The sequence below is a fragment of the Bacillus sp. B.PNR1 genome, from assembly GCF_030386235.1.
GTDB lineage: Bacteria > Bacillota > Bacilli > Bacillales > Bacillaceae > Bacillus > Bacillus stercoris.
The window spans coordinates 245,748-270,685 of record NZ_JANYMN010000001.1; the positions used below are offsets into that span (position 1 = coordinate 245,748).

The 24,938-nt window shown below is 45.5% G+C and carries 22 protein-coding genes and 1 riboswitch; of the genes, 20 read left to right on the forward strand and 2 right to left on the reverse strand.

The window, feature by feature from the left end:
* The first annotated feature begins 3 nt into the window (after positions 1 to 3).
* On the forward strand, positions 4 to 2,418 hold the full coding sequence (gene pheT, locus NZD81_RS01315; protein WP_282372999.1) for a phenylalanine--tRNA ligase subunit beta: 2,415 nt from the start codon (positions 4 to 6) through the stop codon (positions 2,416 to 2,418).
* A 192-nt stretch (positions 2,419 to 2,610) separates the two neighbouring features.
* On the opposite strand, the gene rnhC is transcribed toward pheT, so the two are convergent.
* On the reverse strand, positions 2,611 to 3,552 hold the full coding sequence (gene rnhC, locus NZD81_RS01320; protein WP_282372998.1) for a ribonuclease HIII: 942 nt from the start codon (positions 3,550 to 3,552) through the stop codon (positions 2,611 to 2,613).
* Between the two features lie 132 nt (positions 3,553 to 3,684).
* On the opposite strand from rnhC, the gene zapA reads away from it, so the two are divergent.
* The 14 genes from zapA to NZD81_RS01390 all read left to right on the forward strand — a co-directional run bounded on the left by zapA (position 3,685) and on the right by NZD81_RS01390 (position 20,053).
* Positions 3,685 to 3,942 (forward strand): cell division protein ZapA, encoded by a 258-nt coding sequence (zapA, locus tag NZD81_RS01325; protein ID WP_040082228.1) that lies wholly within the window; start codon positions 3,685 to 3,687, stop codon positions 3,940 to 3,942.
* 6 nt (positions 3,943 to 3,948) lie between these two features.
* Positions 3,949 to 4,482: a CvpA family protein gene (locus NZD81_RS01330; RefSeq protein WP_014664899.1), complete on the forward strand. Its 534-nt coding sequence runs from the start codon at positions 3,949 to 3,951 to the stop codon at positions 4,480 to 4,482.
* Between the two features lie 72 nt (positions 4,483 to 4,554).
* The gene (gene polX, locus NZD81_RS01335) at positions 4,555 to 6,267 is read left to right on the forward strand and encodes a DNA polymerase/3'-5' exonuclease PolX (protein WP_103030800.1); all 1,713 of its coding nucleotides are present in this window, start codon (positions 4,555 to 4,557) and stop codon (positions 6,265 to 6,267) included.
* 20 nt (positions 6,268 to 6,287) lie between these two features.
* Positions 6,288 to 8,645 (forward strand): endonuclease MutS2, encoded by a 2,358-nt coding sequence (locus NZD81_RS01340; RefSeq protein WP_282372996.1) that lies wholly within the window; start codon positions 6,288 to 6,290, stop codon positions 8,643 to 8,645.
* A gap of 14 nt (positions 8,646 to 8,659) precedes the next feature.
* Positions 8,660 to 9,064, forward strand: coding sequence for a DUF350 domain-containing protein (locus NZD81_RS01345; RefSeq protein WP_003222485.1), 405 nt, complete (start codon positions 8,660 to 8,662; stop codon positions 9,062 to 9,064).
* 189 nt (positions 9,065 to 9,253) lie between these two features.
* On the forward strand, positions 9,254 to 10,936 hold the full coding sequence (gene lcfA, locus NZD81_RS01350) for a long-chain-fatty-acid--CoA ligase LcfA (RefSeq protein WP_147772332.1): 1,683 nt from the start codon (positions 9,254 to 9,256) through the stop codon (positions 10,934 to 10,936).
* A gap of 101 nt (positions 10,937 to 11,037) precedes the next feature.
* Positions 11,038 to 11,622 carry a fatty acid metabolism transcriptional regulator FadR gene (gene fadR, locus NZD81_RS01355; protein WP_040082234.1) on the forward strand — a complete coding sequence of 195 codons (585 nt, stop codon included), beginning with the start codon at positions 11,038 to 11,040 and terminating at the stop codon, positions 11,620 to 11,622.
* A 14-nt stretch (positions 11,623 to 11,636) separates the two neighbouring features.
* Entirely contained in the window at positions 11,637 to 12,413 is a 777-nt protein-coding gene (locus NZD81_RS01360; RefSeq protein ID WP_014664894.1) for an enoyl-CoA hydratase, read from the forward strand.
* A gap of 14 nt (positions 12,414 to 12,427) precedes the next feature.
* Complete coding sequence (gene etfB / locus NZD81_RS01365; protein WP_014664893.1) at positions 12,428 to 13,201, forward strand: electron transfer flavoprotein subunit beta; 774 nt, start codon at positions 12,428 to 12,430, stop codon at positions 13,199 to 13,201.
* Positions 13,202 to 13,236: 35 nt separating this feature from the next.
* Positions 13,237 to 14,214, forward strand: a complete 978-nt coding sequence (gene etfA / locus NZD81_RS01370; protein WP_014664892.1) for an electron transfer flavoprotein subunit alpha — start codon at positions 13,237 to 13,239, stop codon at positions 14,212 to 14,214.
* Positions 14,215 to 14,428: 214 nt separating this feature from the next.
* Positions 14,429 to 15,916, forward strand: a complete 1,488-nt coding sequence (gene abfB, locus NZD81_RS01375; protein ID WP_282372987.1) for an alpha-L-arabinofuranosidase AbfB — start codon at positions 14,429 to 14,431, stop codon at positions 15,914 to 15,916.
* A gap of 322 nt (positions 15,917 to 16,238) precedes the next feature.
* A complete protein-coding gene (trxA, locus tag NZD81_RS01380) occupies positions 16,239 to 16,553 on the forward strand; it encodes a thioredoxin (protein WP_014664890.1) in 315 nt (104 codons plus the stop codon).
* A gap of 135 nt (positions 16,554 to 16,688) precedes the next feature.
* Positions 16,689 to 18,461 (forward strand): excinuclease ABC subunit UvrC, encoded by a 1,773-nt coding sequence (gene uvrC / locus NZD81_RS01385; protein ID WP_282372985.1) that lies wholly within the window; start codon positions 16,689 to 16,691, stop codon positions 18,459 to 18,461.
* 60 nt (positions 18,462 to 18,521) lie between these two features.
* Positions 18,522 to 18,701, forward strand: a riboswitch (Lysine riboswitch).
* A 125-nt stretch (positions 18,702 to 18,826) separates the two neighbouring features.
* Positions 18,827 to 20,053: an aspartate kinase gene (locus tag NZD81_RS01390; protein WP_014664888.1), complete on the forward strand. Its 1,227-nt coding sequence runs from the start codon at positions 18,827 to 18,829 to the stop codon at positions 20,051 to 20,053.
* A 43-nt stretch (positions 20,054 to 20,096) separates the two neighbouring features.
* Here the strand turns inward: NZD81_RS01390 and NZD81_RS01395 are convergent, their stop codons facing one another.
* A complete protein-coding gene (locus NZD81_RS01395; RefSeq protein ID WP_003222508.1) occupies positions 20,097 to 20,543 on the reverse strand; it encodes a YslB family protein in 447 nt (148 codons plus the stop codon).
* Between the two features lie 292 nt (positions 20,544 to 20,835).
* Between NZD81_RS01395 and sdhC the strand changes: the two genes are divergently transcribed.
* The 5 genes from sdhC to gerE all read left to right on the forward strand — a co-directional run bounded on the left by sdhC (position 20,836) and on the right by gerE (position 24,846).
* Entirely contained in the window at positions 20,836 to 21,444 is a 609-nt protein-coding gene (gene sdhC / locus NZD81_RS01400) for a succinate dehydrogenase cytochrome B558 (protein ID WP_003222512.1), read from the forward strand.
* 33 nt (positions 21,445 to 21,477) lie between these two features.
* Positions 21,478 to 23,238 (forward strand): succinate dehydrogenase flavoprotein subunit, encoded by a 1,761-nt coding sequence (gene sdhA / locus NZD81_RS01405; RefSeq protein WP_014664887.1) that lies wholly within the window; start codon positions 21,478 to 21,480, stop codon positions 23,236 to 23,238.
* Positions 23,239 to 23,240: 2 nt separating this feature from the next.
* A complete protein-coding gene (sdhB, locus tag NZD81_RS01410; protein ID WP_069839675.1) occupies positions 23,241 to 24,002 on the forward strand; it encodes a succinate dehydrogenase iron-sulfur subunit in 762 nt (253 codons plus the stop codon).
* Between the two features lie 60 nt (positions 24,003 to 24,062).
* A complete protein-coding gene (locus tag NZD81_RS01415; RefSeq protein ID WP_040082240.1) occupies positions 24,063 to 24,506 on the forward strand; it encodes an acyl-CoA thioesterase in 444 nt (147 codons plus the stop codon).
* Positions 24,507 to 24,621: 115 nt separating this feature from the next.
* Positions 24,622 to 24,846 (forward strand): spore germination transcription factor GerE, encoded by a 225-nt coding sequence (gerE, locus tag NZD81_RS01420; protein WP_003184172.1) that lies wholly within the window; start codon positions 24,622 to 24,624, stop codon positions 24,844 to 24,846.
* Positions 24,847 to 24,938 lie beyond the last annotated feature (92 nt).

Sequence of the window (24,938 nt, forward strand, 5' to 3'; positions counted from 1 at the left end):
AGGATGTTTGTTTCTTATAAATGGTTAGAGGATTATGTTGATTTAAAAGGCATGGACCCGGCTGTTCTTGCTGAAAAAATTACAAGAGCCGGTATTGAGGTTGAAGGAATTGAATACAAAGGAGAAGGCATCAAAGGCGTTGTCATCGGCCATGTGCTGGAGCGCGAGCAGCACCCGAATGCTGATAAGCTGAATAAGTGCCTTGTGGATATCGGAGCGGAAGCCCCTGTACAAATCATTTGCGGCGCGCCGAATGTGGATAAGGGACAAAAAGTCGCAGTTGCAACAGTCGGAGCGGTGCTGCCGGGCAATTTCAAAATCAAAAAAGCCAAGCTTCGCGGTGAAGAATCAAACGGCATGATCTGTTCTTTACAGGAGCTTGGGATTGAAAGCAAACTTGTGGCGAAGGAGTATGCGGAAGGCATTTTCGTATTCCCGAACGACGCTGAAACAGGAAGCGATGCTTTAGCGGCTTTACAGCTTGACGACGCGATTCTTGAGCTTGGCTTAACACCAAACCGCGCGGATGCCATGAACATGCTTGGTGTTGCTTACGAGGTTGCGGCGATTTTAGACACTGAGGTAAAGCTTCCGCAAACGGATTACCCGGCTGTTTCAGAACAAGCGTCTGATTACATTGCTGTCAAAATCGAAGATCAAGAAGCGAACCCGCTGTATGCTGCAAAAATCATTAAAAATGTCACGATTGCTCCGTCACCGCTTTGGATGCAAACAAAGCTGATGAATGCAGGCATTCGTCCGCACAACAACGTTGTTGACATCACAAACTTTGTCCTGTTGGAATACGGACAGCCGCTTCACGCGTTTGATTATGACAGATTTGGCTCTAAGGAAGTCGTAGTAAGAAAAGCAGCTGAGAATGAAATGATCGTCACTCTTGATGATCAAGAACGTAAGCTGTCTGCCGATCACCTTGTCATTACAAACGGAACGAAAGCGCAGGCCGTTGCCGGTGTCATGGGAGGAGCAGAGTCAGAGGTTCAGGAAGATACGAAAACGATTTTGCTTGAGGCTGCTTATTTCAACGGGCAGACGGTTCGCAAGGCTTCCAAAGACCTTGGTTTGAGAAGTGAATCAAGCGTAAGGTTTGAAAAAGGAATTGATCCTGCGCGCGTGCGTCTTGCAGCAGAACGGGCTGCGCAGCTGATCCATCTGTATGCCGGCGGTGAGGTGCTTGCTGGAACGGTTGAGGAAGATCACCTGACAATCGAAGCGAATAACATTCATGTATCTGCTGACAAAGTGAGCAGCGTTCTAGGCATGACGATCAGCAAAGAAGAACTGATCAGCATTTATAAACGTCTTGGTTTTACGGTTGGTGAAGCGGATGATCTTCTCGTTGTGACCGTCCCATCACGCCGCGGCGACATTACAATAGAAGAGGATTTAATCGAAGAAGCGGCAAGACTGTACGGCTACGATAACATTCCGTCTACGCTTCCTGAGACAGCGGGAACAACAGGCGGATTAACGCCATATCAGGCAAAACGCCGTAAAGTCAGACGTTTCCTTGAAGGCGCAGGCTTATCCCAAGCCATCACTTACTCATTGACAAATGAGAAGAAAGCGGCAGCGTTTGCGATTGAAAAATCACTGAACACTGTGCTTGCGCTTCCTATGAGTGAAGAAAGAAGCATTCTCAGACACAGTCTTGTTCCGAATCTGCTTGATTCTGTTTCTTACAACCTCGCGAGACAGACTGACTCAGTTGCACTGTACGAAGTCGGCTCCGTTTTCCTGACGAAGGAAGAGGATACAAAACCTGTTGAAACAGAACGTGTGGCAGGAGCTGTTACCGGATTATGGCGCAAGCAGCTATGGCAGGGTGAGAAGAAACCAGTTGATTTCTTTGTTGTCAAAGGTATTGTCGAAGGGCTGTTAGACAAACTCAACGTCCTAGACAGCATTGAATTTGTACAGTCTGAACGCAAACAGCTGCACCCGGGCAGAACAGCGAACATTTTACTGAATGGCTCTCTGATCGGCTTCATCGGCCAAGTCCACCCTTCATTGGAAAAAGAACTGGATATAAAGGAAACATACGTATTTGAGATTGATCTTCATGCGTTACTTGCAGCAGAAACAGCACCGCTTGTTTACACGGCGATTCCGAAATATCCGTCTGTGACACGTGATATCGCTCTTGTAACAGATAAAACCGTCACAAGCGGCCAGCTCGAGAGCGTCATTAAAGAGGCCGGCGGCAAGCTTCTGAAAGAGGTAACCGTATTTGACGTATACGAAGGAGAGCATATGGAGGAAGGCAAGAAGTCAGTCGCTTTCTCACTCCAGTATGTTAACCCTGAACAAACACTGACTGAAGAAGAAGTGACAAAAGCGCACAGTAAAGTGCTGAAGGCGTTAGAAGACACATATCAAGCTGTTTTAAGAGGCTGATAAAAAAGCGTGCAGAGAAATCTGCAAGCTCAGCGTCTTGGCAAATCCTTGCATTCGTTGTCAAGTCTGCGCGTTGGTGCTCACGAATTAGAACATTCGCTGTGCTCCAATGCTCGCCTTTCCTAGACTTCAAGGGTTTTCAATCACGCTGAAAGGTGAAAAAAGCTTGCAGAGAAATCTGCAAGCTTTTTTCTATGAACGTTTTTTATCAGCAAGACGCTGCGCTTTTTGCGTATTGGCGAAATGGAGTTTTGTAAAGGCTCTGAGTGCGGATGCCCCTTTTTTGAGGATCAGCTTGGCGGCCGCTTCATCGACGTGCGGACCGGCTCCTTTCGGAAGTGTCATTCCTGCCTCGCGTGACAGTTTATCCATTTCCATTAAAAATGAATATCTTGCAATGATTGAAGCAGCGGCGACAGCCAGGTGAATACCTTCAGCTTTTGTGCTAAAATAGGTCCGCTCCTTCACAATGTCTCTGCCCTTTAAATGATTGAAGTAGACGCCTGGCTCAGCGAATTGGTCAATCAAAATGGCCTCAGGCTTTACTCCATCCAATTTTCTTAATAAATGGGTGATCGCCTGATTGTGCAGCAATGCTTTCATTTTTCCTTGGCTCATGCCTTTTTCCTGCATGTTGTTATACTTTTCATTCTTTAACACCAGCAGGCTGTACGGAATGGTTTTAATCAGATTTCGGGCAATCTCAATGATCTGTGGATCCTTTAAATCCTTAGAATCCTTCACACCGAGTTCCTTCATTAAAGGGAGCATGGTTTTGTCGACGTACGCGCATACAACCGTCATTGGACCAAAGTAATCCCCGGTTCCGACTTCGTCAGAGCCGATAACAGACATGCCGGCGATATCCGCCGGAGGGGTATAACGTGGATCAGCCGGCTTTTTAACCGGTTTCTTCTCTTCCAGAGGCTCAGCTGTTCCCCAGCGCGCGGATTCTGCCGCTGCGTTTTTGCCTTGAAACAGGACCTTGCCTGATTGATATGCTGTAATGGTACAGCCGGGCGGTTTCGCCTGAAAAACGGCTCCCTGCGGAACAGAGGCGGTAAGCGAACCGCTGTACGTCATTTTCATTTGGTCAATAGCAGACAACGATACTTTTATCACTGAATGGGACACGTAATAATCTCCTTTTTTACACTTTTCACTGTATATACCAGTGTATCATAACAGCGGGAGGCTCGTCTTTCCATTCATTTAATAAACGTGTTATGATAAGAACTAGGATTCTCGCGGAATGGAGGAGAAACGTTGTCTGACGGCAAAAAAACAAAAACAACCGTTGACATTTACGGCCAGCACTTCACGATGGTCGGTGAAGAAAGCAGAGCCCATATGAGGTATGTCGCCGGAATTGTTGATGATAAAATGAGAGAAATCAATGAAAAAAATCCATACCTTGATATAAATAAACTTGCAGTGCTGACAGCGGTAAATGTGGTGCACGATTATGTTAAGTTACAAGAGAAATGTGAAAAACTGGAGCGTCAGCTTAAAGAAAAGGATTGAACAACTATGCTGGATATCATCATCTTAATCTTGCTCCTGATGGGGACTTTACTGGGGTTAAAACGCGGTTTTATCCTGCAGTTTATCCGCTTGACGAGCTTTATTTTATCGATCGCCTTTGCGGCTTTATTCTATAAAAATGTGGCGCCGCATTTAAAGTGGATTCCCGCACCCGACTTTTCAGCGGGACAGCCGGCTCTTTCTTTTTTTACGGGAAATTTAGAAGCGGCCTATTATAATGCGATTGCGTTTATCGTTTTATTTATCATCGCTAAAATCTTACTGAGAATCATCGGCTCGTTCTTGAGTATTGTCGCCGGCATTCCGGTGATCAAACAAATCAACCAGTTGCTGGGCGCCGTTCTCGGTTTTCTAGAAGTCTATTTATTTACATTTGTGCTGTTGTATGTCGCATCCGTTCTGCCGGTAGATGCGTTGCAGCAAATGATGGGGCAATCGTCTCTCGCAAATGTGATCATTAACCATACACCGTACTTGTCAGGGCTTTTAGAAGAGCTGTGGACACAGTACGGGGCATAAAAAACTTCTCTTGTCCGGAGAAGTTTTTTTCGAGTATGATGGAAACATATGTGAACGTCTGGGGGTTATTGTATGCATAAAAAAGATATTATCCGGCTGCTTGAAACCATTGCAGTCTATATGGAACTAAAGGGGGACAACCCGTTTAAAGTGTCCGCATTCCGAAAAGCAGCGGCAGCCCTGGAACAGGACGACCGAAGCTTATCTGAAATGGACGATATGATGTCGCTGTCCGGCATTGGAAAAGGAACGTACAGCGTCATTAAGGAGTATATAGATGAAGGAAAGTCAAGCACGCTCGAATCGTTGCAGAAAGAAGTGCCGGAAGGACTCGTGCCTTTATTGAAGCTGCCGGGGCTCGGCGGCAAAAAAATCGCAAAGCTGTATAAAGAGCTCGGCGTACATGATGCAGAATCTCTGAAGGAAGCCTGTGAACAGCAAAAAGTGCAAGGCCTTGCGGGTTTTGGCAAAAAATCAGAAGAAAAAATATTACAGGCGCTCGGAGAAGCCGGAAAGCAGCCTGAGCGGTTCCCGATCGGATATGCCCTCCGGATCGCGCGGGATATTGAGGAGCATCTTTCTCAATTTACGCATATCATCAAATTTTCTCGTGCCGGAAGTCTTCGCAGAGCGCGGGAAACGGTGAAGGATTTGGACTATATCATTGCTACAGATCAGCCGGCTGAAGTAAGGGAACAGCTTCTTGCACTGCCAAACATCAAAAGCGTGATCGCGAGCGGAGATACGAAGGTGTCCGTCATCCTTTCCTTTGAATATGAAACGAGCGTCGATTTCCGTCTTGTGACGGAAGAGCAGTTTCCGACAACACTCCATCATTTTACGGGATCAAAGGATCACAACATTAAGATGCGCCAAATCGCAAAAGAACGCGGCGAGCGGATCAGTGAATACGGCGTTGAGACAGTTGAAACCGGTGAGATCAAAACATTTCCGAGCGAACGTGAATTTTATGCGCACTTCGGCCTGCCGCTGATTCCGCCGGAAATTCGTGAAAGCGGGCAGGAAGTGGAAACCTACAGCGATAGCATTGAGCTGATAGAGCCCGGGCAAATCAAGGGAGATCTCCACATGCACTCAACGTGGAGCGATGGTGCGTTTTCGATCAGAGAGATGGCTGAAGCATGCATCAAAAAAGGCTATCAATACATGGCGATCACCGATCACTCACAATATTTAAAGGTCGCCAACGGGCTTACTGCAGAAAGACTTAAACAGCAGGCAAAAGAAATTGACGCGCTGAATGCTGAGTTCGAAAACTTCCGTATCTTAAAAGGTGTCGAGATGGATATCCTGCCTGACGGTACGCTCGATTATGATGACGATGTGCTGGCGGAAATGGATATCGTTATTGCATCGATTCACTCAAGTTTTAATCAGCCGGAACACGTGATTATGAAGCGGCTTGAGACGGCACTGACAAACAAACATGTTGACATTATCGCACACCCGACCGGACGCCTGATCGGCAGACGGGCCGGTTATGAAATCGATATTGATAAGCTGATTGATCTTGCGAAAAAAACAAATACGGCGCTTGAACTCAACGCTAACCCTGCGCGCCTCGATCTGCGCACAGAGCATTTACTGAAAGCAAACGAACAAGGGGTTACATTGGTGATTAATACTGATGCCCATAATATTGAGATGTTAGACGATATGAAAACTGGCGTTACTGCCGCGCGCAAAGGATGGACGGAAACGAAAAACGTTCTGAATGCCCGGTCGCTTGAAGACGTAGAGGCATTCCTGAAGCGCAACGATTAAGTAAGGAGGCTCACACAATCGTGCAGCAAAAAGTATTATCAGCTCTTGAATTTCATAAAGTGAAAGAACAGGTTATTGAGCATGCCGCTTCATCGCTCGGAAAAGAAATGCTTCTCCAGCTTAAGCCTTCTGCTTCTATAGACGAAATCAAAAAACAGCTGGATGAAGTAGACGAAGCTTCTGCCATTATCCGGCTGAGAGGCCGAGCGCCGTTTGGCGGTCTTGTTGATATCAGAGGAGCATTAAGACGAGCGGAAATCGGCAGCGTTCTCAGTCCTTCAGAATTCACTGAAATCTCTGGACTGCTTTATGCAGTTAAACAGATGAAACATTTTATCACCCAAATGGCTGAAGACGGTGTTGACATTCCGCTGATCCATCAGCACGCTGAACAGCTTATCACGCTGTCCGATTTAGAACGGGACATTAATTCCTGCATCGATGATCACGGAGAAGTGCTTGATCATGCATCGGAAAAATTGAGAGGAATCCGCACGCAGCTCAGAACACTCGAATCGAGAATCAGAGACCGGTTAGAGTCAATGCTGCGTTCCTCTTCCGCTTCAAAAATGCTGTCTGATACGATTGTTACGATTCGGAATGACCGCTTTGTAATCCCGGTCAAACAGGAGTACAGATCAAGCTACGGCGGAATTGTGCACGATACTTCGTCCTCCGGCGCAACACTATTCATTGAACCGCAGGCAATTGTAGATATGAACAATTCCCTTCAGCAGGCGAAAGTGAAAGAAAAGCAAGAAATCGAACGGATTTTGCGTGTGCTGACAGAGAAAACGGCAGAGCATACAGAAGAGCTATTTCTAGATTTGCAAGTGTTGCAGACGCTTGACTTTATTTTTGCAAAAGCAAGATATGCAAAAGCGGTCAAAGCGACAAAACCGATGATGAACGACACTGGCTTTATCCGTTTAAAAAAAGCCCGCCATCCATTGCTTCCGCCTGATCAGGTTGTTGCCAATGACATTGAGCTTGGCGGCAATTTTTCAACCATTGTCATTACAGGGCCAAACACCGGGGGGAAAACAGTCACCCTTAAAACGTTAGGCCTGTTAACCTTAATGGCACAATCAGGTCTTCATATCCCGGCAGATGAAGGGTCAGAAGCGGCGGTATTTGAGCACGTATTCGCTGATATCGGTGATGAACAGTCGATTGAGCAAAGCTTAAGTACGTTCTCATCCCATATGGTGAACATTGTCGGCATTTTAGAACAGGTCAATGAAAACAGCCTTGTGCTTTTCGATGAACTTGGTGCAGGGACAGATCCGCAGGAGGGGGCGGCCCTCGCCATGAGCATCCTGGATGACGTGCATCGCACCAATGCACGAGTGTTAGCTACGACGCATTATCCGGAATTGAAGGCGTACGGCTATAACAGAGAAGGCGTCATGAATGCGAGCGTTGAATTTGACATCGAAACGCTGTCACCGACCTATAAACTTTTAATTGGTGTGCCGGGACGAAGCAACGCTTTCGAAATTTCAAAACGCCTTGGACTTCCAGACCATATTATCGGGCAGGCGAAGTCAGAAATGACGGCTGAGCATAACGAAGTTGATACAATGATTGCGTCGCTGGAACAAAGCAAAAAACGTGCGGAAGAAGAGCTTTCTGAGACAGAGTCAATCAGAAAAGAAGCGGAAAAGCTGCACAAAGAGCTGCAGCAGCAAATCATCGAGCTTAACAGCAAAAAAGACAAAATGCTCGAGGAGGCTGAACAGCAAGCGGCTGATAAAGTAAAAGCGGCAATGAAAGAAGCCGAAGATATTATTCACGAATTGCGCTCCATAAAAGAAGAACACAAATCCTTCAAGGATCACGAGCTGATCAACGCGAAGAAACGGTTAGAAGGCGCAGTTCCTACCTTTGAAAAGTCCAAAAAAACGGAAAAAACGAAAACGCAAAAACGTGACTTCAAGCCAGGTGATGAGGTAAAAGTCCTCACCTTCGGGCAAAAAGGAACATTGCTTGAAAAAACCGGCGGCAATGAATGGAATGTACAAATCGGCATATTAAAAATGAAAGTAAAAGAAAAAGATCTGGAGTTTATCAAATCAGCTCCGGAGCCAAAAAAAGAAAAAATCATTACGGCGGTCAAGGGAAAGGATTATCATGTATCGCTTGAGCTTGATCTTCGCGGCGAACGCTATGAAAATGCCCTCAGCCGTGTTGAAAAATATTTGGACGATGCAGTGTTAGCCGGATATCCTAGAGTGTCAATCATTCACGGAAAAGGAACCGGCGCTTTAAGAAAAGGCGTGCAGGATCTTCTGAAGAACCACCGCAGCGTCAAAAGCTCCCGTTTCGGTGAAGCAGGTGAGGGAGGATCAGGCGTTACGGTTGTTGAACTAAAATAAAAGGGAGTATGGCCATGAGTGATTTTTGGGAAAACGAGCTTGTGGAAATCGCGGCGTATTACAGTGTCGCGGTTCTCTGCCTCGTCCTCTTTTTGACTGTGTTTGAGCTGGTGACGGCTTATAAAAACTGGGAAGAGATTCAAAAAGGAAATCTTGCGGTGGCAATGGCAACCGGCGGAAAAATTTTAGGAATCGCAAACGTATTCCAGCATTCCATCTCCCAGCACAATTCGCTGCTGCAAATGATCGGCTGGGGCGTTTACGGATTTGTTATGCTTCTTTTAAGCTACTTTATTTTTGAGTTTTTGACTCCGCGGTTTAAAATTGATAAGGAAATCGAAAATGATAACCGGGCTGTCGGCTTTATTTCATTTGTCATTTCTGTCGGGCTTTCATTTGTGGTGGCAGCCGGAATATAAGGGGACGGAGAATAGATGGAAAAGCTTGCAAAAGTACTGCTCGCCGCGGCGGGAATCTTTTTGTTAATTGGTCTTATATATCTGTTCGTATGATGAGAAAAAGAAAGATTTACCTTTCTTTTTCTTTTTTTTGCCGTCCATCTGCTATAATGATAGGGTGGAACTCTAAAATCGAAAGGGGGAGGTTTTATGCAGTCTCAAAAGCCGTGGCTTGCCGAGTATCCCGACGATATCCCGCATGAGCTTCCGTTGCCGAATAAAACCCTGCAATCCATCCTGACAGACTCCGCCGCACGATTCCCTGACAAAACCGCAATATCTTTTTATGGAAAAAAACTCACCTTTCATGACATTCTGACGGATGCTCTTAAACTCGCAGCTTTTTTGCAGTACAATGGCCTGCAAAAAGGAGACAGAGTGGCTGTTATGCTGCCCAATTGCCCACAAACAGTGATTTCTTATTATGGTGTCTTGTTTGCTGGCGGCATCGTGGTGCAGACGAACCCGCTTTATACCGAGCATGAGCTTGAATATCAGCTCAGAGACGCTGCAGTAAGTGTGATCATCACCTTAGATTTGCTTTTCCCGAAGGCAATAAAAATGAAAACGTTATCAATAGTCGAACAGATTTTGATCACCAGCGTAAAAGACTATTTGCCTTTTCCGAAAAATATTCTTTATCCGCTCACACAAAAACAAAAAGTTCATATCGACTTTGACAAAACAGCTAACATTCACACGTTCGCTTCCAGTTTGAAGCAGGAAAAAACTGAACTCCTGACAATCCCGAAGATCGATCCTGAGCATGATATCGCTGTCCTCCAGTATACCGGGGGAACAACCGGAGATCCCAAAGGGGTCATGCTTACGCACCAAAATATTTTGGCCAATACTGAAATGTGCGCCGCTTGGATGTTCGATGTGAAGGAAGGCGCTGAAAAAGTGCTGGGCATTGTCCCGTTTTTTCATGTCTACGGACTGACGGCAGTCATGAACTATTCGATTAAACTAGGCTTCGAAATGATTCTTCTTCCTAAGTTTGATCCGCTTGAAACACTTAAAATCATCGACAAACACAGACCGACGCTCTTTCCAGGGGCACCGACAATTTACATTGGTCTTTTGCATCACCCCGAATTGCAGCATTATGATCTGTCATCCATTAAAAGCTGTCTTAGCGGATCAGCCGCGCTCCCTGTGGAGGTAAAGCAGAAATTTGAAAAGGTGACTGGCGGAAAGCTTGTGGAAGGCTATGGTTTGTCTGAGGCATCCCCAGTGACGCACGCCAACTTTATCTGGGGGAAAAACAAGCCGGGCAGTATCGGCTGTCCTTGGCCGAGTACGGACGCCGCGATCTATTCTGAAGAGACGGGTGAGCTTGCCGCTCCGTATGAGCATGGAGAAATCATTGTAAAAGGTCCGCAGGTCATGAAAGGATATTGGAATAAACCAGAGGAAACCGCCGCTGTTCTGAGAGATGGCTGGCTGTTCACCGGGGACATGGGCTATATGGATGAAGAAGGTTTTTTCTATATTGCTGACAGGAAAAAGGATATCATCATTGCCGGAGGTTACAATATTTACCCGCGTGAAGTAGAAGAAGCGCTTTATGAACATGAAGCCGTCCAGGAAATTGTCGTCGCAGGTGTGCCCGACTCCTACAGGGGAGAAACAGTAAAAGCATTTGTCGTATTAAAGAAAGGCGCAAATGCCGATGCAGAAGAACTGGACGCCTTTGCGAGATCCCGACTGGCGCCATACAAGGTGCCCAAAGCCTATGAGTTCAGAAAAGAGCTGCCGAAAACGGCGGTCGGAAAAATTTTAAGAAGGCGTTTACTTGAAGAAGAAGCGGAAAATCATCATATCAAATAAAAAAGAACGCCTATGAATAAACTTGACAAACCCGAAAATCCTTCTTATCATAAAATTATGAATGAATAGTCATTCATTTCTATAGGAAGGAACGATGAACATTGAAGCAAAAACGGCCAAAGTATATGCAGATTATTGATGCAGCAGTAGAAGTCATTGCGGAAAACGGCTACCACCAGTCACAGGTATCCAAAATTGCCAAACAAGCCGGAGTAGCGGACGGCACCATCTATCTCTATTTTAAAAACAAAGAAGATATTTTAATTTCTCTTTTCAAAGAAAAAATGGGCCAATTTATTGAGCGGATGGAAGAGGACATTAAAGAAAAAACAACAGCGAAGGAGAAATTGGCGCTTGTGATTTCAAAGCATTTTTCCCTTTTAGCAGGTGACCATAATCTCGCGATTGTCACTCAGCTTGAACTACGCCAATCCAACTTGGAACTGCGCCAGAAAATCAACGAAATATTAAAAGGCTACTTGAATATTTTGGATGGTATTTTGACGGAAGGTATACAATCAGGCGAAATAAAAGAAGGCCTCGATGTCCGCCTCGCCCGGCAGATGATTTTTGGAACGATTGACGAAACCGTGACAACTTGGGTGATGAATGACCAAAAGTACGATCTTGTTGCGCTTTCAAACAGCGTTTTAGAATTATTGGTATCTGGAATTCACAATAAGTAAAGGAGTTCTGTCCTATGAATGCAATTTCACTTACGGTGGATCAATTTGTGGCAATCTTGACGATTCACAATCCGCCGGCAAACGCGCTTTCCAGCCAGATATTAGAAGAGCTGTCTTCCTGTCTTGATCAATGTGAGACAGATGCAGGCGTACGAAGCATTATCATTCACGGCGAGGGAAGATTTTTCTCAGCCGGCGCTGATATTAAAGAATTCACATCGTTTAAAGGCAATGAGGATTCCTCATTGCTCGCTGAGCGCGGCCAGCAGTTAATGGAGAGAATCGAAAGCTTTCCAAAACCGATTATCGCAGCGATTCACGGCGCTGCTCTCGGAGGCGGGCTGGAGCTTGCAATGGCCTGTCACATCAGAATCGCGGCAGAAGATGCTAAGCTGGGGCTCCCAGAGCTTAACCTTGGTATCATCCCGGGTTTTGCAGGAACACAGCGTCTTCCGAAATATGTCGGTACAGCCAAGGCACTAGAGCTCATCGGCTCAGGAGAACCGATATCCGGAAAAGAAGCGCTTGATCTCGGACTTGTCTCAATTGGAGCAAAAGATGAGGCAGAAGTGCTTGAAAAAGCAAAAGCACTTGCCGCTAAGTTTGCAGAGAAAAGCCCGCAAACGCTTGCGTCTTTGCTTGAGCTTCTTTATTCCAACAAGGTGTATTCCTACGAAGGAAGCTTAAAGCTTGAAGCAAAACGATTTGGGGAAGCATTTGAGTCAGAGGACGCCAAGGAAGGCATCCAGGCATTTCTCGAAAAAAGAAAGCCTCAATTCAAAGGCGAATAAAAGGGGATATGATCATGAATCTATTTGTACTGATGAAACGGACGTTTGACACAGAGGAAAAAATCGTCATTGAAGCAGGAAAGATTCAGGATGACGGAGCGGAATGGATCATTAATCCATATGATGAGTACGCGATAGAAGAAGCCATCCAGCTGAAGGAAAAGCACGGCGGTTCGATCACCGCAGTCACGGTCGGCGGTGAAGAAGCGGAGAAAGAGTTGCGTACTGCGCTTGCCATGGGATGTGACCAAGCCGTTTTAATCAACATAGAAGATGATCTCGAAGAACCCGACCAATACTCCATTTCTCAAGTGTTATACCATTATATGAAGGATCAGGAGTTTGACTTGATTCTCGGCGGAAATGTTGCCATTGACGGAGGCTCAGGACAAGTGGCGCCTAGGCTTGCCGAGCTCCTGGACATTCCGTGTATCACTACGATCACCAAACTCGACATCAACGGAACTGATGCAGAAGCAGAAAGGGATGTCGAAGGGGATGTTGAAAAAATCAAAACGACGCTTCCATTGCTTGTCACAGCTCAGCAGGGCTTAAACGAGCCGCGCTATCCATCACTTCCGGGAATTATGAAGGCTAAGAAAAAGCCGCTTGAAGAGCTTGAGCTTGATGATCTTGACCTGGACGAGGAGGACGCCGAACCAAAGCTGAAAACCATTGAACGTTTTCTGCCGCCGAAAAAAGAAGCCGGGAAGCTTCTGCAGGGAGAGCCTGCCGAACAGGCAAAAGAGCTTGTCTCATTGCTCCGCAGCGAAGCTAAAGTCATTTAAAGCTTGGACATTCAAAGAAACAGGGGGATGTTAGAATGGGAAAAAAAGTGATCGTACTCGGAGAAATACGCGACGGAGAATTACGAAATGTCACCTTTGAAGCAATAGCTGCAGGAAGGACCATTTCAGGCGATGGAGAAGTTATCGGTGTTCTGATCGGCGAAAATGTACAAAGCATTGCACAAGAACTTATTCATTACGGAGCAGATAAAGTTCTCACAGCCGAGGATCCGAAGCTGAAATCATACACGGCAGACGGATACAGCCAGGTCATGAGAGGTGTGATTGAGCAAGAAAAGCCTGATTCAGTCATATTCGGGCATACGGCAATGGGGAAGGACCTTTCGCCGAAGCTTGCTGCCCGGCTGCAAACAGGCTTAATTTCTGATGCTACAGATGTAAGCGTTACCGGAGGGAATGTTGTGTTCACACGCCCGATTTACTCGGGGAAAGCTTTTGAAAGGGTCATTTCCACCGATCCGATGATTGTTGCAACGATTCGCCCTAATAACATTCAAGCCTTAGAAAAAGACACCAGCAGGTCGGGAAGCATCGAAAGCGTTGATGTTTCTCTAACTGACCTCCGTACCGTGATCCAAGAGGTCGTGAAAAAAACAGCCGACGGTGTTGATCTTTCTGAAGCGAAAATTATCGTTGCGGGCGGCCGCGGAGTCAAAAGCAAGGAAGGATTTCAGCCGCTGGAGGAGCTTGCTGAGGTCCTGGGAGCCGCAGTCGGGGCTTCTCGCGGTGCATGTGACGCTGATTATTGCGATTACGCTCTCCAAATCGGGCAGACCGGGAAAGTCGTCACCCCGGATTTGTACATTGCATGCGGCATTTCCGGCGCCATTCAGCATTTGGCCGGCATGTCAAACAGCAAGGTGATCGTCGCCATCAATAAAGACCCTGAAGCCGACATCTTTAAAATAGCCGATTACGGCATTGTCGGAGATTTATTTGAAGTCGTCCCGTTATTAACTGAGGAATTCAAACAGTTGAATATACACTCATAAAGGAAAACCCGGACTTTTAAAGTCCGGGTTTTTAAATTTATAAATACATACGTACAAATATAAATAAGATAGAAAATATCGTTGACATGTACGAACATATATAATATGGTTACTTTAAAAGCGCTTACATTCATGCTGACTCCTCAGGCAAACGACAGATCACATATTTGACTGTGGTGCTTTTCATATTCGTATGAAAGGAATGATCAGAGGCATGTCTGAACATCAAGCAGTGATTCAAACAGATATCGTAAAAGGAACCATTAACAAAAATATATACGGTCATTTTGCTGAGCATTTAGGAAGAGGGATTTATGAGGGGATATGGGTCGGGACGGACTCAGACATTCCCAATATCAACGGAATACGAAAGGACGTGCTGGAAGCGCTCAAACAGCTGCATATTCCTGTCCTCAGGTGGCCGGGCGGGTGTTTTGCGGACGAATACCATTGGGCAAACGGTGTCGGTGACCGTAAAACAATGCTTAACACTCACTGGGGCGGTACAATTGAATCAAATGAATTCGGAACGCATGAATTTATGATGCTTTGCGGGCTGCTTAAATGCGAGCCATATATTTGCGGCAATGTCGGAAGCGGAACCGTTCAGGAAATGGCGGAATGGATTGAGTACATGACATTTGAAGAAGGCACGCCCATGTCAGACTGGAGAAAACAAAATGGAAGAGAAGAGCCTTGGAAGCTGAAATATTTTGGCGTAGGCAATGAAAACTGGGGCTGCGGCGGCAACATGCATCCCGAATACTACGCAGATCTGTACCGCCGTTTTCAGACTTATGTCCGCAATTACAGCGGGAATGAAATTTATAAAATTGCAGGCGGCGCAAATGTCGATGATTTTAACTGGACGGACGTGCTTATGAAAAAAGCCGCTGGCCTGATGGACGGGTTGAGTCTTCATTATTACACGATTCCGGGTGATTTCTGGAAGGGCAAAGGATCAGCCACAGAATTCACGGAGGATGAATGGTTCATTACAATGAAAAAAGCCAAATACATCGATGAATTGATTCAAAAACACGGCACGATTATGGACCGGTACGATCCGGAGCAGCGGGTCGGGCTGATTATTGATGAATGGGGCACGTGGTTTGATCCTGAGCCAGGCACGAATCCAGGTTTCCTTTATCAGCAAAACACCATACGTGATGCACTGGTGGCGGCTTCTCATTTTCACATTTTCCATCAGCATTGCCGCCGGGTGCAAATGACCAACATCGCTCAAACAGTAAACGTTCTTCAAGCGATGATTTTGACTGAGGGAGAGCGGATGCTTTTGACACCGACGTATCATGTGTTTGATATGTTTAAGGTGCACCAGGATGCTTCTCTTTTAGATACAAAGGTATTGTGTGCCGACTATGAATGGAAGGGTGAAACGCTCCCGCAAATCAGCATGTCAGCGTCAAAACAAGCTGGAGGCGATATCAATATCACGATTTGCAACATCGATCACCAAAACCAAGCAGAGGCTGAGATCGAGCTGAGAGGCCTGCAAAAGCAAGCGGACCATTCCGGAGTCATTCTTACGGCAGAAAAAATGAATGCACATAACACATTTGACGATCCTCATCACGTCAAACCGGAAGCGTTCAGACAATACACGCTCAGCAAAAACAAACTGAAAGTAAAACTCCCGCCAATGTCAGTCGTCTTGCTTACGCTGCATGCTGATTCATAATCGCGCGAGAGCGCCGGCGCTTTGTGCCGGCGTTTTTTCATGTTTTAAAACAGTATTAAAAGGGCATGGTAAAGTACATGACAGTGAAGAGGAGATGTTATCCCATGCTTCGTACTATTCTAATGATTATCGGGGCTATTGTAGTAATCGGTGCCATTATCAGATTCGTGTTTTAATAAAAGTGACACATCCCATTCAACCCGGATAAAAATGAGTAAACCGGTTATGATCAGGAAAAAATAATTTGTAAGCATTAAGATAGCGTGAACGAATGGGAGATGCTATACTAAAAATCATCATTTCACATTGGAGGAATTCAATAATGGCTATCGTAAAAGCAACTGATCAATCTTTCTCAGCTGAAACAAGCGAAGGCGTCGTACTGGCAGACTTCTGGGCTCCTTGGTGCGGACCTTGTAAAATGATTGCACCTGTTCTTGAAGAACTGGATCAAGAAATGGGAGATAAACTGAAAATCGTAAAAATCGATGTAGACGAAAACCAAGAAACAGCTGGAAAATACGGCGTTATGAGCATCCCGACACTTCTTATCTTAAAAGACGGAGAAGTAGTTGAAACTTCAGTCGGTTTCAAACCGAAAGAAGCGCTTCAAGAGCTTGTAAACAAACATCTTTAATTTTCGGCTGCTTACATGCCAGAGCGATTCCGATTGAGGGATCGCTTTTTTTATTCGCCAATTGTGAATCATAGAGAAAAACAAACGTTCGTGTTAAACTGGAAACAAAGGATTAAATATAAGGAAGGGTACTATATGAACAAACAACTGAAAGAAAAACTCGCCCTCCTTCCCGATCAACCGGGTTGTTATCTCATGAAGGACCGGCAGCAGACTGTGATCTACGTAGGAAAAGCAAAGGTGCTGAAAAACAGAGTGCGCTCCTACTTCACCGGTTCTCACGACGCGAAAACCCAAAGGCTTGTGACGGAAATCGAGGACTTTGAATATATTGTGACGTCCTCCAATCTTGAAGCGCTTATTTTAGAAATGAATCTGATCAAAAAGTATGATCCGAAATACAACGTCATGCTCAAAGACGACAAAACCTATCCTTTCATAAAACTCACCCATGAACGCCACCCAAGGCTGATTGTCACCCGCAATGTCAAAAAAGACAAAGGGCGATATTTTGGGCCGTACCCGAATGTACAGGCAGCAAGGGAAACAAAAAAACTGCTCGACCGTCTGTACCCTCTCAGAAAATGCTCCAAGCTGCCGGACAGAGTGTGCCTTTACTATCATCTGGGCCAATGTCTTGCTCCGTGCGTAAAGGACATTTCCGAAGAGACGAACAGAGAGCTGGTTGAAAGCATTACCCGTTTCTTAAGGGGCGGCTATAATGAGGTCAAAAAAGAGCTCGAAGAAAAAATGCACGAAGCCGCTGAGAATCTTGAGTTTGAACGGGCAAAAGAGCTTCGTGACCAGATCGCCCATATTGAATCAACGATGGAAAAACAAAAAATGACGATGAACGATCTAGTCGACCGGGACGTATTTGCGTACGCATATGACAAGGGCTGGATGTGCGTGCAGGTCTTTTTCATCCGCCAAGGGAAGCTCATTGAGCGCGATGTCAGCATGTTCCCGCTTTATCAGGAAGCGGATGAAGAGTTCCTTACATTCATCGGACAGTTCTATTCAAAAAACAACCACTTCCTTCCGAAGGAGATTTTAGTTCCGGACAGCGTAGATCAATCCATGATCGAGCAGCTGCTGGAAACAAACGTTCACCAGCCGAAGAAGGGCCAGAAAAAAGAACTGCTCATGCTGGCCCATAAAAATGCGAAAATTGCACTGAAAGAAAAATTCTCCTTAATCGAACGGGACGAGGAGCGTTCAATCGGGGCTGTGCAGAAACTCGGTGAGGCATTGAATATTTATACGCCGCACAGAATTGAAGCGTTTGATAACTCAAACATACAGGGGACAAACCCGGTTTCCGCGATGATCGTGTTTATCGACGGCAAACCGTACAAAAAGGAATACCGCAAATATAAAATCAAAACCGTTACAGGACCGGATGATTACGGTTCTATGAGAGAGGTCGTCAGAAGACGATACACAAGAGTGCTTCGTGAAAATCTGCCGCTGCCTGATCTGATCATCATTGACGGAGGAAAAGGACAGATCAACGCTGCAAGGGATGTCATTGAAAATGAACTCGGCTTGGATATCCCGATCGCCGGTTTAGTGAAAGACGAAAAGCACAGAACCTCAAACTTACTGATCGGGGAGCCGCTGGAGGTGGTGTATCTGGAGCGAAACAGCCAGGAATTTTACCTCCTGCAGCGCATTCAGGACGAGGTGCACCGTTTTGCAATCAGTTTTCACAGACAAATCCGCGGAAAAAGCGCGTTTCAATCCGTATTGGATGATATCCCGGGTATCGGAGAGAAAAGAAAGAAAATGCTGTTAAAGCATTTCGGTTCCGTTAAAAAAATGAAGGAAGCAAGCCTTGAGGACATTAAAAAAGCGGGTGTTCCCGCTGCGGCGGCTCAGCTCCTTTACGATAAATTGCAAAAATAATGTTGTCCTTTTCAATAAGATCTGATAAAATGTGAACTAATTTCATAGATCGTGTTATATGGTGAAGATAGAGGTGCGAACTTCAAGAGTATGCCTTTGGAGAAAGATGGATTCTGTGAAAAAGGCTGAAAGGGGAGCGTCGCCGAAGCAAATAAAACCCCATCGGTATTATTTGCTGGCCGTGCATTGAATAAATGTAAGGCTGTCAAGAAATCATTTTCTTGGAGGGCTATCTCGTTGTTCATAATCATTCATGATGATTAATTGATAAGCAATGAGAGTATTCCTCTCATTGCTTTTTTTATTGTGGACAAAGCGCTCTTTCTCCTCACCCGCACGAACCAAAATGTAAAGGGTGGTAATACATGGGTCTTATTGTACAAAAATTCGGAGGTACTTCCGTCGGCTCAGTCGAAAAAATTCAAAATGCGGCAAACCGCGCGATTGCAGAAAAACAGAAAGGCCATCAAGTCGTTGTTGTCGTGTCAGCTATGGGAAAATCCACTGACGAATTGGTCAGCCTTGCAAAAGCCATTTCTGACCAGCCGAGCAAACGCGAAATGGACATGCTGCTGGCGACAGGCGAACAGGTCACGATTTCACTCCTCTCAATGGCATTGCAGGAAAAAGGCTATGACGCCGTGTCTTATACTGGCTGGCAGGCGGGAATCCGTACGGAGGCCGTTCACGGAAACGCCAGAATTACAGATATCGACACATCGGTTTTAGCAGACCGGCTTGAAGAAGGAAAAATCGTCATTGTTGCAGGATTTCAAGGCATGACAGAGGATTGTGAAATTACGACATTGGGCCGTGGCGGTTCAGATACAACAGCAGTAGCTTTGGCTGCCGCTTTAAAAGCTGATAAATGTGACATATATACAGACGTGCCCGGCGTGTTTACAACCGATCCGCGCTATGTGAAATCAGCGAGAAAACTTGCCGGCATCTCATACGATGAAATGCTTGAGCTTGCCAATTTAGGCGCCGGCGTTCTTCATCCGAGAGCTGTTGAGTTCGCGAAAAATTACCAAGTGCCGTTAGAAGTGCGTTCAAGTACAGAAACCGAAGCGGGTACATTAATTGAGGAGGAATCATCCATGGAACAGAACTTAATTGTCAGAGGCATTGCATTTGAAGATCAAATCACAAGGGTAACCATTTACGGGCTGACTAGCGGCCTGACAACTTTGTCTACTATTTTTACGACACTTGCCAAAAGAAACATAAACGTGGATATCATTATCCAAACGCAGGCCGAGGACAAGACTGGAATTTCCTTCTCTGTCAAAACAGAAGATGCAGACCAAACCGTTGCGGTGCTTGAAGAGTATAAAGACGCGCTGGAATTCGAGAAAATCGAGACTGAAAGCAAATTGGCCAAAGTATCCATTGTCGGATCCGGCATGGTCTCGAATCCCGGTGTAGCGGCTGAAATGTTTGCTGTACTGGCGCAAAAAAACATTTTAATCAAAATGGTCAGCACATCTGAAATCAAAGTGTCAACCGTCGTAAGCGAAAACGATATGGTGAAAGCAGTCGAATCGCTTCACGATGCATTCGAGCTTTCAAAACACCCTTCAGCTGTGTAATGACAATCAAAAAGGCGGGACTATGCAGTCACCGCCTTTTTGATTACACTGGGTCTTTCATATCCCATTTCACAGTCAGAACCACTTTATCGGCTCTCTTTTTCACTTGTTCGTATGATTCGGCAATCTGATCATTCATCAATTGAATTTGTTCAGCGATAAAACCAGCTTCCAGCTGAAAGCAAGGTTCTTTCTGATGTTTAAGCCGGTTGGAAATGATCGGCCCTTCGAGTTCAAATTCAAGCTCCTGTTTTTTAGCGCTTACGTTGGTGAGGGTTCCCCAGCCCGCTTCTTCAAAGAAGGCCGGAAATTCCTCCCATGATTCAAGAGGAAACTTACGGGCGAGATGTTTTCCTGCCCAATACATCATGGAAGAGTAATCTTGGCCAAGCATATCTGGGAGAACGATCTCTCGTATTAGTTCGTAGGCATAGGCGTTCATTTCAATTTCTTTTAGGTTGTCAATAGATGCTTCAAATTTAGACTTCATATCTGTCTCCCCTCTCTCCTGCGTATATTATAGCTCAAACAGGGGGGAGGATTACAGAATGATCCTGTAATTCTTATGAAAAATTAAGCGAGAAATATATATTGATAAAATAAAATTTTTCAATCAACTAATCAATTCGGAAAATTATAATTTATGTACGCGTTTTCTTGACGCCCTTTTGAGGGAGGAGTAAAATGAAATTGTCAATAAATCTTAATAAAGTGCTTACAATTGAAAGAAGTGGAGGAAGAGATTTAGCACATTTCGCACTTATCAAACAGGGGGTAAAGTAATGTCTGGGAACAGAGAGTTTTATTTTCGAAGATTGCATTCCTTGCTTGGCGTCATACCGGTCGGCATCTTTCTCATTCAGCATTTAGTCGTCAACCAGTTTGCCGCAAGGGGCGCTGAAGCATTCAATAGCGCTGCTCATTTTATGGATAGCCTGCCTTTCAGGTATGCCTTGGAAATTTTTATTATCTTCTTACCATTAATTTATCATGCAGTTTATGGTGTGTACATAGCGTTTACTGCGAAAAATAACGCAGGCCAATACAGCTATATGAGAAACTGGCTATTTGTCCTGCAGCGTGTAACCGGTATCATCACTCTTATTTTCGTCAGCTGGCATGTGTGGGAAACCCGCATTGCCGCACAAATGGGCGCTGAGGTCAATTTCGACATGATGGCGAATATTTTGAGCTCTCCGGCTATGCTTGGCTTTTACATTGTCGGTGTTTTATCAACAATTTTCCACTTCTCGAACGGTTTATGGTCTTTCGCTGTTACATGGGGCATCACGGTAACGCCTCGTTCTCAAAGAATTTCGACATACGTTACGCTGATTATTTTTGTTGCACTGTCATACGTAGGCTTAAAAGCGATTTTCGCATTTGTTTAAGAGTACTAGATTACTAGAGGGAGAGGGGCTATCATGAGTCAATCAAGCATTATCGTAGTCGGCGGAGGTCTTGCCGGCCTCATGGCGACAATTAAAGCAGCGGAATCAGGAATGGCGGTTAAGCTGTTTTCCATCGTTCCTGTCAAACGTTCTCATTCAGTTTGTGCGCAAGGCGGCATAAACGGAGCGGTCAATACAAAAGGGGAAGGTGACTCTCCGTGGGAACATTTTGATGACACGGTATACGGGGGAGACTTTCTTGCCAACCAGCCGCCGGTCAAGGCAATGTGTGAAGCGGCGCCTTCGATCATCCACTTATTAGACCGGATGGGTGTTATGTTTAACCGGACGCCTGAAGGCCTGCTTGATTTCCGTCGATTCGGGGGTACACAGCATCACAGAACGGCTTATGCGGGTGCGACGACGGGACAGCAGCTGCTTTATGCACTGGACGAGCAAGTGCGCAGATACGAAGTTGCGGGTCTGGTCACAAAATACGAAGGCTGGGAATTCCTTGGCGCTGTATTAGATGATGACAGAACCTGCCGCGGAATTGTTGCGCAAAACCTGACAAACATGCAAATTGAATCCTTCCGTTCTGACGCGGTCATTATGGCGACCGGCGGACCGGGGATCATTTTTGGAAAATCAACGAACTCCATGATTAATACAGGATCTGCTGCTTCAATCGTTTATCAGCAGGGAGCGTACTATGCAAACGGAGAATTCATTCAAATCCACCCGACAGCCATCCCGGGCGATGACAAACTAAGACTGATGAGTGAATCAGCGCGTGGTGAAGGCGGCCGCGTGTGGACATATAAAGACGGTAAACCGTGGTATTTCCTCGAGGAAAAATATCCGGCATACGGAAACCTGGTGCCGCGTGATATTGCGACACGTGAAATATTTGATGTGTGTGTGAACCAGAAGCTTGGCATTAACGGTGAAAACATGGTCTATCTCGATCTGTCTCATAAAGATCCGAAAGAGCTAGATATTAAGCTTGGCGGCATCATTGAGATTTATGAGAAATTCATGGGAGACGACCCGCGCAAGCTTCCAATGAAAATCTTCCCGGCGGTCCATTATTCTATGGGCGGTTTATGGGTGGATTACGATCAAATGACAAACATCCCTGGACTGTTTGCGGCTGGGGAATGTGATTACTCTATGCATGGCGGCAACCGCTTGGGAGCAAACTCCCTGCTGTCTGCGATTTACGGAGGCATGGTGGCCGGACCGAACGCGGTGAAATATGTAAACGGCTTAGAATCTTCAGCGGAAGACATGTCTTCTTCTTTATTCGACGCTCACGTTAAAAAAGAAGAAGAAAAATGGGCTGATATTATGAGCATGGACGGAACCGAAAATGCCTATGTTCTTCACAGAGAGCTCGGTGAGTGGATGACGGCGAACGTAACGGTTGTCCGCCATAATGACAAGCTTTTGAAAACGGACGACAAAATTCAGGAATTAATGGAGCGCTTTAAAAAGATCAACATCAATGACACGACAAAATGGAGCAACCAGGGGGCGATGTTCACACGCCAGTTCTCGAACATGCTCCAGCTTGCGAGGGTGATTACCCTTGGCGCTTACAACCGTAATGAAAGCCGGGGCGCCCATTATAAACCGGATTATCCTGAACGTAATGATGATGAATGGCTCAAAACAACAATGGCTAAACATGTAAGCCCGTATGAAGCGCCGGAATTTGAGTATCAGGATGTCGATGTATCACTGATAACGCCTCGGAAACGGGATTACTCGAAGAAGAAGGTGGCGAAATAATCATGAGTGAACAAAAAACCATACGATTTATTATCACACGTCAAGATACAGCCGACAGCACACCTTACGATGAAGAATTTGAGATTCCATACCGCCCGAATCTGAACGTCATTTCCGCTCTGATGGAAATCCGCCGGAATCCGGTTAATGTCAAAGGTGAAAAGACAACCCCTGTCACATGGGATATGAACTGTCTTGAGGAAGTATGCGGCGCATGTTCAATGGTCATAAACGGAAAACCCCGCCAGTCTTGTACGGCGCTTATCGACCAGCTTGAACAGCCGATTCGTTTAAAGCCAATGAAAACATTCCCAGTCGTTCGTGATTTGCAGGTTGACCGTAGCAGAATGTTTGATTCATTGAAAAAAGTAAAAGCGTGGATACCAATTGACGGTACGTACGATTTGGGACCGGGGCCGAGAATGCCGGAAAAACGCCGTCAATGGGCATATGAATTATCAAAATGCATGACGTGCGGCGTCTGCCTCGAAGCCTGCCCGAATGTGAACAGCAAATCGAAGTTCATGGGGCCGGCACCGATGTCGCAAGTCCGCCTGTTTAACGCACATCCGACAGGCGCCATGAATAAATCTGACCGATTAGAAGCACTAATGGATGAAGGCGGCCTTGCAGATTGCGGCAACTCGCAAAACTGTGTCCAATCCTGTCCGAAGGGCATTCCGCTTACCACTTCGATTGCAGCCTTAAATAGAGATACAAACTTACAAGCGTTCCGCAATTTCTTCGGAAGCGACAGAGTATAAGAAGAAAAAACCTCTTCCGCATGGGAGAGGTTTTTTTAAACAATAAGGAGATGAAAAAAGATGAAGCTTCCCGCTTATATTGATATGCCGTTTCCAGAATGGAAAAGATCCTTTTCTTTTTTTAATGAGGTATCCGTAAGATTTTCCGAGACGGACATGTTTGGGCATATGAATAATGTAACCCCTTTTATATATTTTGAGGAGGCGCGAATTTCTTATTTTAAAAAGCTGAATATGATGAGTGAAAACAAACAGACCATGACAGTTGTGGCAAGCCAGCAGTGCGATTATTTGCGCCAAGTCATGCCTTATGAAGAGCTGCGCATCTATGTGAAAACAAGCGCTGTCGGCAGTTCATCTCTTACCTTGCATTATCTCGGAGAGAACCACAAAGGCGAACCTTGCTTCACCGGAGCAGTCGTGATGGTTCAAGTCTCGAAGGAAAGCGGCAAGGCTGTCAGCTGGACGGATGATGAGAAAGAAACGCTTCTCCATACACGATAAACTAATTCTCTTGTAAACGTCACCCCCTGCGCCCTTCTTACATATGATATCTCGACTATATCAAAACCCATTCGTTTCTGATTCGCTCTCACCTTAGCAAGGAGGGTTACAATACTTGAAGGAGAAAGAATTTCAATCGAAGCCGCTGCTAACGAAAAGAGAAAGAGAAGTGTTCGAATTGCTCGTTCAAGATAAGACAACAAAGGAGATTGCAAGCGAGCTATTTATCAGTGAGAAAACCGTTCGAAACCATATTTCAAATGCCATGCAGAAATTGGGTGTGAAAGGGCGTTCGCAAGCCGTTGTTGAGCTTCTTAGAATGGGTGAGCTAGAGCTTTAATTCTTGCCGGTATTCCTTCTTTTTAGGAAGGAGCCGGTTATTGCTGTTTGTTTGGAACATTCGAAACCATATTTTTGAATGCTGTGCAAAAC

Coding starts and splice junctions, on each gene's coding strand:
- pheT (WP_282372999.1), top strand. CDS start 4: ATGTTTGTTTCTTATAAATGGTTAGAGGATTATGTTGATTTAAAAGGC.
- NZD81_RS01330 (WP_014664899.1), top strand. CDS start 3,949: ATGCTGGATATCATCATCTTAATCTTGCTCCTGATGGGGACTTTACTG.
- polX (WP_103030800.1), top strand. CDS start 4,555: ATGCATAAAAAAGATATTATCCGGCTGCTTGAAACCATTGCAGTCTAT.
- NZD81_RS01345 (WP_003222485.1), top strand. CDS start 8,660: ATGAGTGATTTTTGGGAAAACGAGCTTGTGGAAATCGCGGCGTATTAC.
- lcfA (WP_147772332.1), top strand. CDS start 9,254: ATGCAGTCTCAAAAGCCGTGGCTTGCCGAGTATCCCGACGATATCCCG.
- NZD81_RS01360 (WP_014664894.1), top strand. CDS start 11,637: ATGAATGCAATTTCACTTACGGTGGATCAATTTGTGGCAATCTTGACG.
- etfB (WP_014664893.1), top strand. CDS start 12,428: ATGAATCTATTTGTACTGATGAAACGGACGTTTGACACAGAGGAAAAA.
- etfA (WP_014664892.1), top strand. CDS start 13,237: ATGGGAAAAAAAGTGATCGTACTCGGAGAAATACGCGACGGAGAATTA.
- abfB (WP_282372987.1), top strand. CDS start 14,429: ATGTCTGAACATCAAGCAGTGATTCAAACAGATATCGTAAAAGGAACC.
- trxA (WP_014664890.1), top strand. CDS start 16,239: ATGGCTATCGTAAAAGCAACTGATCAATCTTTCTCAGCTGAAACAAGC.
- uvrC (WP_282372985.1), top strand. CDS start 16,689: ATGAACAAACAACTGAAAGAAAAACTCGCCCTCCTTCCCGATCAACCG.
- NZD81_RS01390 (WP_014664888.1), top strand. CDS start 18,827: ATGGGTCTTATTGTACAAAAATTCGGAGGTACTTCCGTCGGCTCAGTC.
- NZD81_RS01395 (WP_003222508.1), bottom strand. CDS start 20,543: ATGAAGTCTAAATTTGAAGCATCTATTGACAACCTAAAAGAAATTGAA.
- sdhC (WP_003222512.1), top strand. CDS start 20,836: ATGTCTGGGAACAGAGAGTTTTATTTTCGAAGATTGCATTCCTTGCTT.
- sdhA (WP_014664887.1), top strand. CDS start 21,478: ATGAGTCAATCAAGCATTATCGTAGTCGGCGGAGGTCTTGCCGGCCTC.
- sdhB (WP_069839675.1), top strand. CDS start 23,241: ATGAGTGAACAAAAAACCATACGATTTATTATCACACGTCAAGATACA.
- NZD81_RS01415 (WP_040082240.1), top strand. CDS start 24,063: ATGAAGCTTCCCGCTTATATTGATATGCCGTTTCCAGAATGGAAAAGA.